This is a genomic window from Syntrophorhabdaceae bacterium, from assembly GCA_035541755.1.
Taxonomy (GTDB): Bacteria; Desulfobacterota; Syntrophorhabdia; order Syntrophorhabdales; family Syntrophorhabdaceae; genus PNOF01.
In genome coordinates this window covers 1-16402 of sequence record DATKMQ010000038.1, presented here as the reverse complement: position 1 = coordinate 16402, position 16402 = coordinate 1, and the positions used below count along the sequence as shown (strand labels likewise).

The following is a 16402-nucleotide window of genomic DNA, read 5'->3' as shown; positions in this document are numbered from 1 at the left end:
TATCGTAACGGGCAGCATCTCTTCGGCGCAGAATATCATCAAGTGTTGTAAGCTCGCCGGACTCTCCGTGGATGACATTATCCTCGGGCAGCTCGCCTCCTCGGAGGCCACCCTCACGCCTGAGGAAAAAGAGATCGGTGTAGCGCTCGTTGATATGGGCGGCGGAACGAGCGACATCGCCGTGTTCGCCAACGGGAGCATCAAATATACGGCCATCCTGCCATTCGGCGGCAACAGCATCACCAATGATATCGCCATAGGCTTGAGGACGCCTATCGACGATGCGGAAAAGATCAAGAAAAAATACGGCTGCGCCTTCTCAAATATGGTGGGCGCGAATGAGACCATTGAGGTACCGAGCGTGGGCGGCAGAAAACCAAGGACGCTTCAGAGAAAAACCCTGGCTGACATCATCGAGCCGAGGGTCGAAGAGGTCGCCTCGCTGATCTATGAAGAGATAAAGAAATCGGGCATGGAAAAACTGCTTGCGTCAGGCGTCGTCATCACGGGGGGGTGCGCAAATCTTGAGGGCATTCCCGAATTATCCGAAAGCGTATTCAATCTGCCTTCGCGCAGGGGAAACCCCATTGGAGTCGGAGGCCTTGTGGATGTGGTCAATAACCCGTCATACGCAACCGGCGTGGGTCTTCTCGTCTACGGCGCCAGATATGCGAGAGGCAGGCGCGGATTCGACGTAGGCAGATCCATGAGAAGAATGTTCGGCAATCAGAAACTCTTAAGCAATATGGGCAAATGGTTTAAAGAAATCTTTTAGGAGGTGCGGGGTGAGCGCAATGTTCTATATGGATGAGACAAACGGATTTTCAGCTAAACTGATCGTCGTAGGTGTAGGGGGCGGCGGATGCAACGCCCTCAACAACATGGTAGACGCGGATATTCAGGGCGTCGAATTCATCGCCGTCAACACGGACGTAAAATCTTTAGCCGCCTGCAAGGCGCCGGTTAAGATCCAGATAGGCTCAAAGCTTACCGAGGGTCTCGGCGCCGGAGCGAACCCCGAAGTGGGCAAGAAATCTGCCCTCGAAGACATCGACAAGATCAAAGATCACTTGAAGGGAGCCCATATGGTGTTCATCACTTGCGGGCTCGGCGGCGGCACCGGCACCGGAGCCTCCCCGGTCATTGCCGAAATCGCCAGAGATGTGGGCGCCCTCACGGTGGCCATCTCTACAAAACCATTTGCCTTTGAAGGAAAGGACCGGATGACGCAAGCCGAGAACGGGGTTGTCCAGCTCAAGTCCCGCGTGGATTCGCTGATTACCATTCCGAACCAGAGGCTTCTCTCCATAGGCGGACGCCACATGACCATCATGGAGGCCTTTCTCAAAGCTGACGAAGTGCTTCTCAACGCAGTGCGAAGCATCTCTGATCTCATTGTGGGTTCAGGTCACGTGGTCGTGGATTTTGCGGATGTGAAGACCATCATGTGCGAAAGGGGCATGGCGATCATGGGCATCGGAGAGGCGTCCGGCGAGAACCGGGCGAGAGAAGCCGCCCAAAAGGCCATATCAAGCCCTCTGCTCGAAGACATATCGATCCACGGAGCACGCGGCGTACTCATCAATGTAACGGGCAACGTGGACATGACGCTCAACGAAGTCAGTGAGGCTTCTACCCTCATTCAGGAGCAGGCGCATGAGCAAGCAAAGATCATCTGGGGCCTCGTGTACAATCCTGCCATGAACGACACCATCAGAATCACGGTAATCGCCACCGGCTTTGATGAGCAGGTGCGCGTCGATGAGGAGAGGACCGACACATATGTTCACGGGAGACTTTTTGACGAAGAGAATATACCGTCCTTCATGAAAAAGAAGGTGGCTATCGACTATAAGGTAGACTACAAGGAAACAAAAGCGAAGAGTGACAACATCGACCTCGATGAAGACAGGTATGATATTCCGACCTTTTTGCGAAAACAGGCGGATTGACGGGAAGGACGGGCCTTCGCACGCAAAGACTCGTCCCACGTATTACCCGCGAGGAAAGCGGAACCGATTCTTCCAGGCTAAGGAGGAAGCATGATACCTTTCATTGCCTTTTTGGTAGGGTTCTACTTTGGGGTCTTCGTATTTATATTGCTCGCCGCACATCGCAGGCATGACAAGGGTCAATCCTTGACAAATTTGTCGGCGGCGGCAGACCATCTGAGGAAAAGCGATCTCGTGTGAGATCGATCATAGCAACCCTTCATCCGAGGGCTACCCGCCCCTGCCCTTTAAGGGATGAAGAGCCTGAATGTGAGGTGCGCGACTACGATGATCCTTCAGAAGTTTTTCCATTCCCCGCTTTGAGTCTTGTATTCCCTATAGCTTTCTGAAAAATCCTTCCCGTGAACCGTTAGCACGACGGTTCGTTACTTACCGGGATTATCCTTCTGCGGTCTTGGATACTTGTCAGTGTTGTGTCACTTGGGAATACAATGAAACTGTGCGCGAATGGCGAGAAGCCTCCGGATGCCCCTCGAGACTCCGAACTCCTCTTTCCTAATTGTGGAGGTGACGGGGATTGAACCCGTGGCCCCCTCGTTGCGAACGAGGTGCTCTCCCGCTGAGCTACACCCCCAGTGTCTTATTATACTATTTCAAGTTCGCTGTAATAGCAAGGACTTTGTACGCTTTCCCGGGGGACCGATAGCCTCTTGGTTGGCCGTGTGAGCCCCACGCGCTCTACTATCCCGCATCCTACGGTTGAGACCCGCACGAAAAGGGGTTCGATCCGCGTCTTTTGTGGCAGGCCTATGCGCGATTGAGAATATTTTTTATGGTCTGCTTCAGTTCCGTTGTATCCGCCGATTTGACCACATACCCGTCAGACACCCAGCTTGAAAAATCCTGTTTGAACTCACCGTAAGCCGAGCATAGGATCACCGGCTGGTCTTTGTTGGAATTCTTTATTTCGTTCAAGGCCTGTATGCCGTCCATGCCCGGCATCTTGATGTCCATCACCACCAGATCGAACGGGGCGTCCTTGAGCTTTTGAAGGGCATCATGGCCGTTCAATGCGACATCCACGGTGTACCCTTCTTCTTCAAGTTCTTCCTTGAACAGAAGACGGATATTCTCCTCGTCGTCCACCACAAGAATCCTTGCGTTTTTCATAGCGGCTCCTCTTTTATCATATCATTTTTTAAGGGAAGATATACAATAAACGTCACGCCCTTCCCCACAGTATTCTCCACATCTATGTGACCATGGTGATACAGGACGATCTTATTTGAAATGGCAAGGCCCAGGCCGGTGCCCGTTTCTTTGGTGGTAAAGAAGGGATTGAAAACGTTGTCGATAATCTCCGGATCGATCCCACCGCCCGTATCGGTAATGGAAACACTGACAAAAGGCCGGTTATTGAAAGTCGTCCGCATGGTCTTAATCACGATCTTTCCCTTGCCGTGCATAGCCTCATACGAATTCATAAGAACATTGATGAAGACCTGCTTCAACTGTTGGCTATCACAGGGGATCATGGGCAGCGCGCCATCGAAATCCCTGGTGATCTCGACCTGCTCCCAGGAGACATCGGCAGATAGCAGATAGAGGATCTCGTCGAGAAAGTCATTCATGTTGCATGTTTCCGTGACCGAGGACCCCTCCCTCACGTAATTGAGCAGCTCGTTGAGGATCGTCTCGAGCCTTGTGACTTCTTTGAGTATGATCCCTATGTATTTCTTCTCCGGTCCCTCCTGGTGCATCTTCTTTGCAAGTCTCTTGGTAAAACCGCCGATGATCACAAGCGGGTTCTTTATTTCGTGGGCGATGTTTGCCGTCATCTCCCCTAAGCTTCTGAACTTTTCCTGTTCGATAAGTCTTTTCTGGGCGTCCGTCAGTTCCCTCACCACATCCCTTAGTCTTGTATTGAGAAGACTATTCTCAAGACCGCTTGAAATGTAATTGGCGATGGTATTTATCACATACTGACCGTCTTCCTCGAGGGTATGCGGTTCAGCGGTTTTCTCCCCGCAAATCGTGACGGTGCCGAGAACCCTGTTTTTCGAGGCGATGGGCGCCGAATAGATCGTGAATTTCGATGAGTCCTCAAATTGATCGGGCGCTGCATTCTTGAGGGAGACTGGCCTCAAGAGCTTTACCGCCGATTGCTCCATTTGCTCGATATAGGCCTCGATGGCCGGATCGATCACGCCGTAGGTGAACCGCCGTGAGTCGAGCTTGAGAAAAGTGTATTCGAGTTTGACGGTCACAAAGGAGGCATTCAGAGATTTCGCTATGATCAGCGCAATGCTCTTGAGAAGTTCGTAAGGTTCGACGTTCGAAATGAGCACCTTACCAAGCTCGGAGAGCATGGCAAGCTCGCTGATCCTCTTTTTTGAGGAAAGTAACAGTTCGAAGGAACGCAGTATACCGCCTATTTCCCTGCATATAACGGATAAAAGAATCTTCTCCTGATCCTGGATCGCATCTTTCGACACCGAGCAGAGCACAAGCACGCCGTAAAGATAGCTGTCGTCGGCCAGCGGAAGAAAGGAAAATGTCCGGTAATTCGTGATGACTTCGTCCAGTTCGGGATAAAAGAGACAACCGAATCGGGGCGAGATATCCTTTATGGTAAAGTACTGAGGCTGTCTCTTTTGGGCCACGCTCCCGATGATGCCTTCGCCGATGTGACAACGGTACTGGCTGAGCGTGGTGAAGAGCGCGCTTTTCTGGTTCATAAATCTGCAGGTAAGTCTCTTGTCTTTGTCAAAGGTGAAAACGAGCACCTCTTCAAAATTCATTTCCTGAGAGACGATATTGAGTATGGGGCTTACCCGTGCGGCAAGCTCCAGGTTTGAATGCGAGATTTCAATGATCTTTCCGAGCAGATCAGTGGGATTCATGCTTCGCAATTGCTTTTTTGTAAAGCTCCACATACTCTCCGGCGGATTTTTCCCATGAGAAATCTTGCTTCATACATCGCTTCATCAGGGACTGCCAGGAGCTCTGGTCTTTGTAAATCGCGAGTGCGCTCTTGATAGCTTCAAGCATGGCATCTTTTGTGTAGTCGTAGAATTTGTAGCCCGTTCCGGTCTCAGGGGATTTCGTGTAATCGATGATCGTATCTTCAAGTCCCCCCACACCGCGCACGATGGGTACGGTTCCATATTTGAGACTGTAGAGTTGATTGAGGCCACATGGCTCATATCTGGAAGGCATGAGAAACATATCTGCGCCCGCTTCGATTAAATGGGCGAGGTTATTGTCGTAGGCTATCTTTATGGCGAATGCTTTGGGGAATTGCTTGGAGAGTTGCGTAAAGATGTCATGATACTTTCTTTCCCCGGTGCCGAGCACCACATATTGTATGCCGAGCGAGAGCATCTCTTCGAGCGATTCCGCTATGACATCGAATCCCTTCTGGTCCGCAAGTCTTGAGATGGTTGCGATAACCGGCGTACGCTCATCGGAGGGAAGTCCAAAGGCCTCCTGGAGGGCTTTCTTGCAGATCTTCTTGTTTGCAATGTTCTCTTCGCTATAGAGGGCAGGAATTAACCGGTCTTTCGCCGGGTTCCACTCTTCATAGTCAATCCCGTTCACGATGCCGAAGAGATCATTCTTTCTCGTCCGTAGTATGCCATCCAGGCCCCAGCCGAATTCCGGAGTCTGGATTTCCTGGCTATACTGCTTGCTCACCGTGTTCAGAATATCGGAGAACACGATGCCACCCTTCAGAAAGTTGATATGTCCGAAAAATTCGAGGTAATTCGGGGTGAAGTATTCCCATCCTACATTGAGAAGGTGCATATCATAGTGCCAGAAGATCCCCTGGTAACCCAGGTTGTGGATGGTGAGAAGCGTCGGCGTGTTGGAGAAAAGCGGGTCGTCCTTGCAGAGCGTCTTGAGAAATACGGGAGCAAGGGACGTTTCCCAATCATTGCAGTGAAGCACATCGGGAACAAACCCGGTAACCTTCATGGCCTCTATGACGCTCTTGGAAAAGAAGATGAACCGTTCCGCGTTGTCGAGGTAATCACCGTCAGGGGTGCTGTAAAGATAATCCCGATAATAGTATTCATCCTTTTCCACGAGATAGGCCGTGATTCCATCGTACTCGGTCTCCACTATCTCGGCGTCCACAGAGGACTGCGACACCTGGCACGAGATCTGGTAGTTCTTGTATCGCATGGGAAAGCCTTGTTCTTCTATTCCTTTGTGCTTGGGGAGGATCACCCGGACTTCGATGCCGAGCTTTTTCAGGGCTTTGGGAAGGGCCCCGGTGACATCGGCCAGACCCCCCGTTTTCACGAAAGGATAAATCTCGGGAGAAGCAATCAGTATTTTCATGGTACCCCCTATACGGGCGCTTCTTTTAGATAGGCAGCTGCCTCTTCAGGAGGCGTGGGATTAATATAAAAACCTGTTCCCCATTCGAATCCGGCCATCTTTGTCAGTCGTGGTATCAATTCGATATGCCAGTGGAAGTGAGGCGTGTCTCCGCCTACAAGCGGAGCGGTATGGATGATATAATTATAGGGCGGCGCGTTCAGTACCGTCACATATTTCTTTAAGATTTCGGACATCATGCTCGCCAGGGAATAAAAGTTATCGGCGCCCTGGTGCTCGGCGAAGATCGACTCGTGTTTTTTCGGCAGTATCCATGTCTCGAAGGGAAAACGGGAGGCATATGCCGAGATCGCGATACACTGATCATTTTCAGCGACTACACGCACATTGTCCTCTTTCTCCTGGGTGATCATATCGCAAAAGATACACCTGTCCTTGAATTTGTAGTATTCCAACCCGCCGCTTAGTTCCTCAACGACCCTTTTCGGAACGATGGGCAGTGCGATGAGCTGTGAGTGAGAATGGTCGAGAGACGCGCCGGCTATGGCGCCGTGGTTCTTGAAGACCATGATGTATTTGAATCTTTTATCCCGCGACAGGTCTACGATCCTCTCTTTGTAAGCTACGAACAGGTCCTGGATTCGTTCGACAGGCATATCCGACAAGGTCTCGCCGTGGTTTGGCGTCTCCACGATCACCTCATGGGCGCCCACACCGTTCATCTTATCGTAGAGCCCTATGCCCTCTTTATCAAGACCACCCTCGATCCTTAAGGCGGGAAACTTGTTCGGCACGACCCGTAATGTCCAGTTGGGAGAATTTGGCGGTGAGCCTGCGACCCTTTTCGCATATACTTCAGAGGGCGTCATATATTCGTTGCCGGGACATAGAGGACAGACCGCGCCCTTTACCGGAGGCGCCTCGTCCGCAATAAAGACCGGCCTTTTGCCTCGTTCCGTTGAAATAATAACCCATCTGTCGATGATGGGATCTTTTCTTAATTCAGGCATAAACTACCCCGCGTTCAATCTTTTGACATGTATTGTATCGCATGATATGAAATTAACTTTATGATTCCGCTGAAAGATAATATCCCCACGCGCACCATTCCAATTATAACAATGAGTCTTATCTTTGTAAATATGTTAATTTTTCTGTGGCAGTGGCTCGGACTCGAGCCCCGCGCAGCCGAATTGATTTACAAATACTATGGTTTTGTGCCTCACGAGTTCATGACATCCCTGACCACACGATGGGACCTTCTTCCCTACAACGTGCTCACGCTCTTCACCTCCATGTGCCTTCATGGGAATTTTCTTCATCTCGCCGGCAACATGCTCTATTTCTGGATCTTCGGGAATAACATCGAAGACGCCTTCGGGCATGTGAGGTTTCTTGTCTTCTACGTTCTATCGGGACTCGTGGCCGCTGCGTTTCAGTTCTTCTATGACCCCTGGTCAACGATCCCCATGATCGGCGCGAGCGGGGCCATATCCGGCGTGCTCGGCGCTTATCTCGTCCTCTACCCTTACGCGCGCATAAAAACACTGATCTTCATCTTCATCGCCGATCTTCCTGCGATCGTACTTCTCAGCATCTGGTTCTTCGGGCAGGTGCTTTACTCGACCGCCATGGAGGGCATCGCCTGGCACGCCCACATAGGAGGGTTCATTTTCGGTCTCGTGATGGCAAAGCTGCTCGCTCGAAAGACACTGGCTAAACCGCGCCGAGCTGCATCGTGAGAACCTTAAACGCCCTGCTCCTCAACCCCTATATCTATGATTTTGCTGCTTACAGTTTCTGGGCAAGTCCTCTCGGACTTCTCTACATGGGGAGCATTCTCAGGAAGAACGGTTTCGAGATCCATCTCATTGACTGCATGAAGACCAATGAAAAGAAGCGCAAACAGGATGGAAGGGCGCCCTTCTTCAAAGAAAAGGTACGCAAACCCGAACCGTTGAGAGACATAAAGAGGAATTTCAGGCGCTACGGTATGTCGCCTGACGAACTAAAATCGGCCTTGTCGGGAATTGATGAGCCCGATCTCATCCTCATTACATCGATCATGACCTACTGGTATCTCGGGGCCAAAGAAGCCCTCGAGATCGCTAAGGCATGCTTTCCGCACGCCGCCGTCGTTATGGGCGGCATCTATCCCACGCTGTGCGATGAGATCGCTTTAAGCCACCTTAAATCCGCAGACCTCATCGTGAAGAGTACCGAAACGGCCATATTCTATGATTTTGTCGAAGAGAGGTTTTCCCTACCCCTATCTTTCAAACCGGCGATCGATAACCTCGATGCGCTGCCGTTTCCCTGTTATGACCTATACCACCACATCCCCTTCGTTCCCCTGCTCACCTCCCTCGGATGTGTCTTCTCCTGCACTTACTGCGCGACACCCTACATGCATCCGGAAATGATACGGAGAGGGCCGTCATCCGTCCTGGAGGAGATCACGTTCTGGCACGATAACCACGGGGTGACGAAATTTGTGATCTATGATGACAGTTTCCTGTATAAAAAGGAGGCCTACGCCAAACCGCTCTTGAAAAAGATCGCGGAGCTCCCCTTCTCCATTGAAATATACAATCCCAACGCAATGAATGCGGCCTTTATCGATGACGAACTGGCCCGCCTCTTTTCGCAGGCTGGTTTTCGGGAGGTGAGAATCGGCCTCGAGTCCATCGATCCTGCCATACAAAGAAAGACAGGGGGCAAGGTCGATTCACGCACCTTTGAAAGGGCTTTGAAGGCCCTTCAAGAAGTGGGTTTCGGAAGGGACAACATGCCTGTGTACATACTGGCCGGGCTTCCCTTTCAGAAATGGGAGGCGGTGCGTGACGCCGTGGACTATGTTTGTGGTTTAGGGGCAAAACCTTATATCGCGGAATATACCCCCATACCTCATACGCCCATGTTTGATGAGTATTATCGCTCTGCGCGATTCCCCATTGCGGAAGAGCCCCTGTATCAGAATAATGCTCTTTTCCCGTTCGCCTGGGAAGGCTTCACCGAGGAACAGATGAACTCTCTCAAACAGTATGTGAGGAAGATAGAATTTTCCCGCTAGAAAAGAAGCTTGAGAAGCTTGAAGATTTGAAGAAGCCCTAAGAGTTACTGCGTAAGATATTTATGCAGCTTCTGGTAACCGGAAAAATCACCATCCACAAAATTAGCGGCCAGATCTTTGGTATTTTCCGGTCCACCAAAAACCCTCTTGACGGCACATTTCATCTTGATAGGCGTTTTCTCGTTCGGTATGGTGAATATGGTGTCGAACTCACCCGCATCTTTTGCCTCATAATCTTCCGGCACCGAAATGCGCATTCCCCCCAAAGAGAGGTCGATAATGATGCCGGTCTGTAAACTTGATTCTTTTGACTCACGTTGATAGACAAAAGCGGGTAAAGATACCTCTTTTCTCGGATAGCCGCGCCGCTCGTTTTTTAAGCCCTTTAGAACGTGCCTGTCCTTGAGATGGTTATAAAGAACGGTTTCAATGATGGATGAAAGCGATCTCCTCTCGCTATCGGCGATCTTTTCCAAAGAACCCCGGAGATCCTCGCTGGTACGAAAACATATAGTAACATCTTTTTTCATAACCAAGCACCTCCCATGTTATATAATCATCCTTCTTAACCGCGGCAAGACACCTTCTCCCACCCGTGTATATTTAGTATAACATGGAAATATTAGAATGCAAGCTAAATATAGCGTAAATATGGATCTTTTTTGCAAAAATGCAAAGTTTTTCCGGGCAGGGATTATCCTAGTATATTACAATATTTTCAATAACACCATCTATGCCCGCCGGCAGACCTGTGAATACCCACCCCTTGATTTCATCGAAACTTAATTTTGGCTTAACTAACATTTAATTGAATTAAGTTAAAAACTTACGGCAAGAACGTAAATAAAATTGTCCACATATGCTCCGTTTTTATGCTAATATATAAATGAAATCGGACTGTTCCGGATTTTGTATACGAAGAACTTACAAAACGTAGTGCGCATTGTGCCGCATCGTAATGGCGGTAGCTTATTGTGATTCGTCCCCGTACGTGATAAAACCTAACGTTATTTGACGTTACGTAATGACATCAGGAGAAGGAAGTTGACTATGAAGATCTTTGTAACAGGCGGCGCCGGATACATAGGAAGTCATGTCGTAAAAGCGCTCGGCGAAAAAGGACACGATATACTCGTCTTCGATAACCTTTCGACGGGCCACGACTGGGCCATCCTCTTCGGAAACCTCGTCAAGGGAGACTTAGAGGACAGAGAGCTCATTAGCAAGACGCTGAAATCTTTTGAGCCCGACGCCGTGATCCATTTTGCCGCCTCTATCCAGGTAGAGGAGTCTATGAGGAAGCCTCTCCTGTATTACCGCAACAACGTGATCAATACGATCAACCTGCTCGAGGCCATGGTAGAGAATAAGGTCAAACACTTCATCTATTCTTCGACCGCCGCCACATACGGCATGCCGGAGAAGATGCCCATCGATGAAGGTGCGCCGCTTGCGCCGATCAACCCCTATGGGGCCTCGAAAATGATGATTGAGCGCGTGCTCGCGGACCTTGCAGCGTCACAGGATTTCTCCTACGTCGCCCTAAGGTATTTCAATGTGGCAGGGGCCGATCCCGAGGCGCGCATAGGCCAGGCTTACAAAGAAGCAACACATCTTATTACAAGGTCGCTCAAAACCGCAAAGGGAGAATCCGAGAAGCTCTTCATCTATGGCACCGATTATGCCACGCCTGACGGAACCTGTATCCGTGACTATATCCACGTAGACGACCTGGCACAAGCCCACCTCCTTGCGCTCACCTATCTCATTAAGACAAAGAAATCGGATGTCATGAACTGCGGCTACGGTCACGGGTTTTCGGTGAGACAAGTCGTGGACATAGCGAAGAAGGTTACCGGCATCAATTTTACTACGGTGGATGCGCCCCGTCGCGCGGGCGACCCCGCTGCGCTCACCGCGGACAGCTCAAAGCTTAAGAAGACCACGGGGTGGCAGCCACGTCACGACGACCTCGAATTCATCGTAAAGACTGCCTGGGAATGGGAGAAGAAACAGTAAAACAACGCCGTTCGGCGACCCGAATTTCATGATACACGTTTAAGGAGCCCACATGAAAAAGGCATTGATCACCGGCATCACCGGTCAGGACGGCTCGTATCTCGCCGAGCTTCTCCTGTCCAAGGATTATGAGGTGCATGGTCTTATCCGTCGGGCTAGCACATTCAATACAGGACGGATTGATCATATCTACAGCGACCCGCACAGCCCTGGCGCCCGGCTCTTTCTCCATTACGGGGACTTATCCGACGCGGGACAGTTGACCGAGCTCATCTACAATATCAAACCCGAAGAGATCTATCATCTCGGCGCCCAGAGCCACGTTCGGGTGAGTTTCGACGCGCCGGAGTATACCGGTGACATCACGGGTCTCGGGGCTACCAGGCTTCTCGAAGCGATCAGGCGAAGCGGCATCAAGACAAAGTACTACCAGGCCTCGTCTTCGGAGCTATTCGGCGCGTCCGCGCCTCCGCAGAGCGAAGTGACCCCCTTCTATCCGAGAAGCCCTTACGCGGCCGCTAAAATTTACGCATACTGGATGACGGTCAATTACCGGGAAGGCTACAACATGTTCGCCTGCAACGGCATTCTCTTCAACCACGAGTCGCCGAGACGAGGCGAAACCTTTGTGACCCGCAAGATCACCCGGGCGCTCGCCAATATCCTCACAGGGAACCAGAAGAAACTCTACATTGGTAACCTCGATGCGAAAAGAGACTGGGGGTTTGCCCCGGAGTTCGTGGAGATGATGTGGCTTATGCTTCAGCAGGAAAGGCCCGGCGACTATGCCGTTGGTACCGGGGAGAGCCACTCGGTGCGCGAACTGATCGAGACGGCATTTGGTTACGCCGGTGTGGAGCTTGAATGGCGCGGCGAGGGTAAGGACACAAAGGGGATCATCCGGTCTGTGAACGCCTCCCGCTTCGACGGAAAGAATGCGTCGAAGGCACATGCCCCGAAAACCGGGGACGTGCTTATAGAGATCGATCCGCGGTATTTCCGCCCGACGGAAGTCGACTTCCTCCAGGCGGACATCACAAAGGCAAAAAAGGAACTCGGCTGGCAGCCGCGCGTAACCTTCTCCGAGCTCGTTAAGGTCATGGTGGACTACGACCTCAAGATGGTGGGCATCGAACCGCCGAACGAAGGGATTGAGGCTTGCCTGGCCAAGGGCTTCTGCTATACCGACCATGCGTACTCATTTTACGAGAAGGTGCGGGAAGGAAAATAAATAGGTTCATCAGGTTTGTATAGTTTGTCGGGTTTATTTTGTTAAAAGAAAATAGAGTCGGTTCATATGGTTTGTCGGATTTGTCTGGTTAGCTCCATTGAAAGAACAAAGTAGTGAAAATCAACCGGTTCGAGGAGCTCGATTGCTGGCAGGAAGCGAGAGCACTCGTAAATATGGTTTATGGTGCCATCAAGAACAGCAAACCATTCCAGAACGATCATCGCCTAAGAGAGCAAACCATCGGCGCGGCCGTATCGACCATGAGAAACATTGCGGAAGGGTTTGTCCGCAGATCGAATAAAGAATTCATACAATTCTTATTTATCTCAGTCTCGTCCGCAGCAGAACTCCAGTCCCATCTCTATGTTGCACGGGACCAGAAATACGTCTCGCAAGAACTGTTTCAGGCTATTTACGATCAGGCCGACAAAACTTCGCGCATAATTTCAGGCCTTATAACCTACCTGCGCACGAAACAAACCAAACAAACCTGACAAACCCCATAAACAATACAAACCAAATAAACCAGAGGAACTATGAACTTTCTTGATAAACACATCACCATCACCGGCGGAAAAGGCTTTCTCGGCAAGCACCTTGTGAGCGAGCTAAAAAGAAAGGGATATCGACACATTGCCGTGGCCGACTTGCCGGAATACAACCTCGTGCGGTCGGCGGACGTAAAAAGAATGTACCGTGAGACAAAACCTGATGCGGTCATCCATCTGGCGGCCAAGGTCGGCGGTATCGGTTTCAACCGTGAAAACCCGGCATCACTCTTCTACGAAAATACCATGATGGGCGTTCAGCTCTTGCACGAGGGATACGTAAGAGGCATCGACAAGTTCGTGGCATTGGGCACCATATGCGCCTATCCCAAATTCGCAAAGGTACCCTTCCGCGAAGACGAGATATGGGATGGATACCCCGAAGAGACAAACGCCCCGTACGGTCTCGCAAAGAAGATGATGCTTGTCCAATCCCAGGCTTACCGGCAGCAATACGGGTTCAATTCCATCTTCCTTTTGCCCGTAAACCTTTACGGTCCGGGAGACAATTTCAATTTCGAGTCATCTCATGTGGTCCCCGCATTGATCAGAAAATTCTATCTCGCCGACTTGCTCTCGCGTCAAGATTATCAAGGCATTCTCCGGGACCTGGCGCTTTTCGGCAATGGGCCGGAAACGGGGAGCCGCAGAGGGCGGGCAAAGAGCACAGCGGCTGTGGATGCCGAGTGGATCAGTACCCATCTTGCATCTTTCGGTGTGCGCCTGTCTTCTCTCAGGGGGCGGCCAAGCCAAAGCGCGGAAGGTGGCGGCGTGACCGTTGAGATCTGGGGAACCGGCAAGGCCACGAGAGAGTTCTTTTATGTGGAAGACGCGGCCCGTGCCATCACGCTGGCTTTCGAAAAATACGACAAGAGTGACCCGGTCAATATCGGAGCGGGCTTTGAGATATCGATCAAAGAACTCGTGAAACTGGTTGGCGAACTGATGGAATTTCAAGGCAAGGTTACATTCAATGCCACGAAGCCGGACGGCCAGCCGCGCAGGCGACTCGATACTACGAGGGCAGAAAAAGAGTTCGGCTTTAAGGCGAGGACAGGTTTTCGCCAGGGGCTCGAGAAGACCATCGCATGGTATCGCAAGGCGCACTGAGACTAACCGAAGTAAGCAAGAGCGTGGCAGATGGCCTGGAACTATCTGCCACGAGAACTATGGATCCGGGCTGCGAGAAACTTGACCGCTTGAGACTTATCGGATAATATACAAGTCATCCTATCAATTTGAAGGCAAAATGAATAATAGATTTCTCGATGCGGACGACGAAATACTGGCCGAAATCAATTCGGGGTTGAAGAACTCTCCTGAGGCCGATAAAGAACCCGTCGATATTGGCGGTCTTCTGGGCAAAATCCATCGGGCCGTCATGGAGGTTAGCAGGGAGCTTGGCTGCGGTTTTCTTGAGACCGTCTACGAAAACGCGCTCATGATAGAACTAAGAAAACAGGGACTCAGGGCTCGTAACCACGTTCCCATCAAAGCCTACTATAAGGGCTTCCCTGTGGGCGAGTATTACGCACATATCATAGTAGAAGAGACGATCATCATCGAACTGAAGATGGTCGACGAAATTCAGAAGGCTCACGAAACACAGCTCATCAACATTCTCAAAGCCACCGGCTACACCGCTGGTCTTCTGGTAAACTTCGCCAATGACAAAGTCGAATTGAGGCGTTTCGTTCTATAGCATACTCACCAATGCACTTCTCCACACATTCATGAAACGATATACCATACTCATCATCTTGTGCGCCGTTGTCGGTTTCATGGCCTGTGCGCCCTATTATCTTCTCCGATCGGACAAACCCGGCCAGTCCGACGTGATCGTCCTGTTTCTCGGTTCAAGATTCGCACTCAGAAAACAAGAAGCCTTCAAGCTCATTGCTGACGGGTACTCCCGTCGTCTCATTATCCCGGCCTACGGCAAGGTCTCCGAGGCCGGACTCTTTTCGGAGGAATGGGGCCAGACGAACCTGCGACCCGAACTCGCGACCGTCAAAGGCAGAATCGCGAACCGTTTAAGCTATCCCAAATACTACGAAGATACACACATTGAAATACTGGAAGCAAAGAAAGCCATGGACAAAGCGGGGCTCACCTCGGCAATCTTCGTGAGCTCGCCCTATCACATGAGAAGGATTAGCATTATGGCCGCGAAGGTCTTCGGAAATCATCGGTATCGGCTCACTTTTGTGCCCAGCCGGTATGAAGAGGATGATAGCGCCTCATGGTTCTTGCACAAACGCGATTTGAAATTCGTCTTCAGCGAATATTCGAAGATTGGTTGGTTCATGTTATACCGATATTTCACGTGATCAGGACGCCGGCAGAGTTAAAATACCAGAAAGTCTCATCGGAGCCTTTCTGTCACCAGCGCCGTCTGTTTTGTGTTAAACTATAATTAGTAGAAAAGGACCGAGAGGAGGTTATCGGACAACGAAGAACACATCTTTGAATAGATTGGTTGAGGACTTTAATGATCTGCCTTCGAGGACAAAGAGTATGCCGCCGAGCTGATACGAAAACAACTTATTGAAGCGAGAAGAGACGGGATCGTCGTCAGAGTGAAGAAAGCAACGTCGAACCTCAAGAAAGGCACAGTAATGCGGGGGTCTGTCGGGGATTTATTAAGGGACCTCGAAAATGATTAACGTTGTCTGGGACAGCGGTTTCAAGAAATCATACCGGAAAAAACTGCAGAATGATAATGCACTCAAAACAAAATTTGCTAAATCTATGAAGTTGTTCTCAGAAGATCCGTTCAATAAACAGTTAAGGACAAATTGACAGGCAAGCTCCGAGGCCTGTGGGCCTTCAGCGTGGATTACGACGTTAGGGTCGTATTCTCGTTCTTAAGTGAAAATGAGGTACTCCTCGTCGATTTGGGTAGTCACGACGAGGTCTACTGAATTTACCCCCAATCTCAGGCCATGCCATTTTACTTCTGAGGTGTGTTTGGCGATTTGCGCCGCATCCCTTCCCTGGTTCTGTTTGAGCCAGAATAAGATTCGACACCGGACGATTTGAGATACCAAAAAAGGCCTGCTTCACCTCGGCGATCTTCGTGAGCTCTCCCTATCACATGAGAAGGATTAGCATCATGGCCGCAAAGGTCTTCGGAAATCGCGGTTATCGGCTCACCTTCGTGCCCAGCCGGTATGAAGAGGATGATAGCGCCTCATGGTTCTTGCACAAACGCGACTTAAGATTCGTGTTC

The 16402-nt window shown here is 50.6% G+C and carries 16 protein-coding genes and 1 tRNA gene; 11 read left to right on the top strand and 6 right to left on the bottom strand.

From position 1 onward, the window contains the following. The coding region (ftsA, locus tag VMT62_03095; GenBank protein ID HVN95391.1) for a cell division protein FtsA at positions 1 to 775 on the top strand (775 nt) is incomplete at its 5' end. Positions 776 to 794: 19 nt separating this feature from the next. Next, a complete protein-coding gene (gene ftsZ, locus VMT62_03090) occupies positions 795 to 1952 on the top strand; it encodes a cell division protein FtsZ (protein HVN95390.1) in 1158 nt (385 codons plus the stop codon). A gap of 562 nt (positions 1953 to 2514) precedes the next feature. Here ftsZ and VMT62_03085 read toward each other — a convergent pair. The 5 genes from VMT62_03085 to galT form a co-directional block, all read right to left on the bottom strand. Beyond that, a tRNA-Ala gene (locus tag VMT62_03085) sits at positions 2515 to 2586 on the bottom strand. Between the two features lie 173 nt (positions 2587 to 2759). Then, positions 2760 to 3122, bottom strand: coding sequence for a response regulator (locus VMT62_03080; protein ID HVN95389.1), 363 nt, complete (start codon positions 3120 to 3122; stop codon positions 2760 to 2762). After that, on the bottom strand, positions 3119 to 4888 hold the full coding sequence (locus VMT62_03075) for an ATP-binding protein (protein HVN95388.1): 1770 nt from the start codon (positions 4886 to 4888) through the stop codon (positions 3119 to 3121). The genes VMT62_03080 and VMT62_03075 overlap by 4 nt, the downstream gene beginning before the upstream one ends. Then, on the bottom strand, positions 4842 to 6299 hold the full coding sequence (gene glgA, locus VMT62_03070) for a glycogen synthase GlgA (protein HVN95387.1): 1458 nt from the start codon (positions 6297 to 6299) through the stop codon (positions 4842 to 4844). The genes VMT62_03075 and glgA overlap by 47 nt, the downstream gene beginning before the upstream one ends. An 8-nt stretch (positions 6300 to 6307) precedes the next feature. After that, positions 6308 to 7309, bottom strand: coding sequence for a galactose-1-phosphate uridylyltransferase (gene galT / locus VMT62_03065; GenBank protein ID HVN95386.1), 1002 nt, complete (start codon positions 7307 to 7309; stop codon positions 6308 to 6310). Positions 7310 to 7369: 60 nt separating this feature from the next. Between galT and VMT62_03060 the strand changes: the two genes are divergently transcribed. Further along, on the top strand, positions 7370 to 8041 hold the full coding sequence (locus VMT62_03060; protein HVN95385.1) for a rhomboid family intramembrane serine protease: 672 nt from the start codon (positions 7370 to 7372) through the stop codon (positions 8039 to 8041). Further along, positions 8038 to 9372, top strand: a complete 1335-nt coding sequence (locus VMT62_03055) for a radical SAM protein (GenBank protein HVN95384.1) — start codon at positions 8038 to 8040, stop codon at positions 9370 to 9372. The genes VMT62_03060 and VMT62_03055 overlap by 4 nt, the downstream gene beginning before the upstream one ends. Before the next feature lie 44 nt (positions 9373 to 9416). Here the strand turns inward: VMT62_03055 and VMT62_03050 are convergent, their stop codons facing one another. Continuing rightward, positions 9417 to 9902: a PilZ domain-containing protein gene (locus VMT62_03050; protein ID HVN95383.1), complete on the bottom strand. Its 486-nt coding sequence runs from the start codon at positions 9900 to 9902 to the stop codon at positions 9417 to 9419. A gap of 520 nt (positions 9903 to 10422) precedes the next feature. On the opposite strand from VMT62_03050, the gene galE reads away from it, so the two are divergent. The 7 genes from galE (at position 10423) to VMT62_03015 (ending at position 15500) form a co-directional block, all read left to right on the top strand. After that, positions 10423 to 11391, top strand: coding sequence for a UDP-glucose 4-epimerase GalE (gene galE, locus VMT62_03045; protein ID HVN95382.1), 969 nt, complete (start codon positions 10423 to 10425; stop codon positions 11389 to 11391). Positions 11392 to 11443: 52 nt separating this feature from the next. Then, positions 11444 to 12622, top strand: coding sequence for a GDP-mannose 4,6-dehydratase (gene gmd, locus VMT62_03040; GenBank protein HVN95381.1), 1179 nt, complete (start codon positions 11444 to 11446; stop codon positions 12620 to 12622). Between the two features lie 113 nt (positions 12623 to 12735). Then, positions 12736 to 13116, top strand: coding sequence for a four helix bundle protein (locus VMT62_03035; protein ID HVN95380.1), 381 nt, complete (start codon positions 12736 to 12738; stop codon positions 13114 to 13116). 42 nt (positions 13117 to 13158) lie between these two features. After that, a complete protein-coding gene (locus VMT62_03030) occupies positions 13159 to 14280 on the top strand; it encodes a GDP-L-fucose synthase (GenBank protein ID HVN95379.1) in 1122 nt (373 codons plus the stop codon). Further along, positions 14259 to 14387, top strand: coding sequence for a hypothetical protein (locus tag VMT62_03025; protein ID HVN95378.1), 129 nt, complete (start codon positions 14259 to 14261; stop codon positions 14385 to 14387). Before VMT62_03030 ends, VMT62_03025 begins: the two co-directional genes overlap by 22 nt. Positions 14388 to 14419: 32 nt before the next feature. After that, positions 14420 to 14872, top strand: coding sequence for a GxxExxY protein (locus VMT62_03020; protein HVN95377.1), 453 nt, complete (start codon positions 14420 to 14422; stop codon positions 14870 to 14872). Positions 14873 to 14903: 31 nt separating this feature from the next. Beyond that, complete coding sequence (locus VMT62_03015) at positions 14904 to 15500, top strand: ElyC/SanA/YdcF family protein (protein HVN95376.1); 597 nt, start codon at positions 14904 to 14906, stop codon at positions 15498 to 15500. The last annotated feature ends 902 nt before the right edge of the window (positions 15501 to 16402 follow it).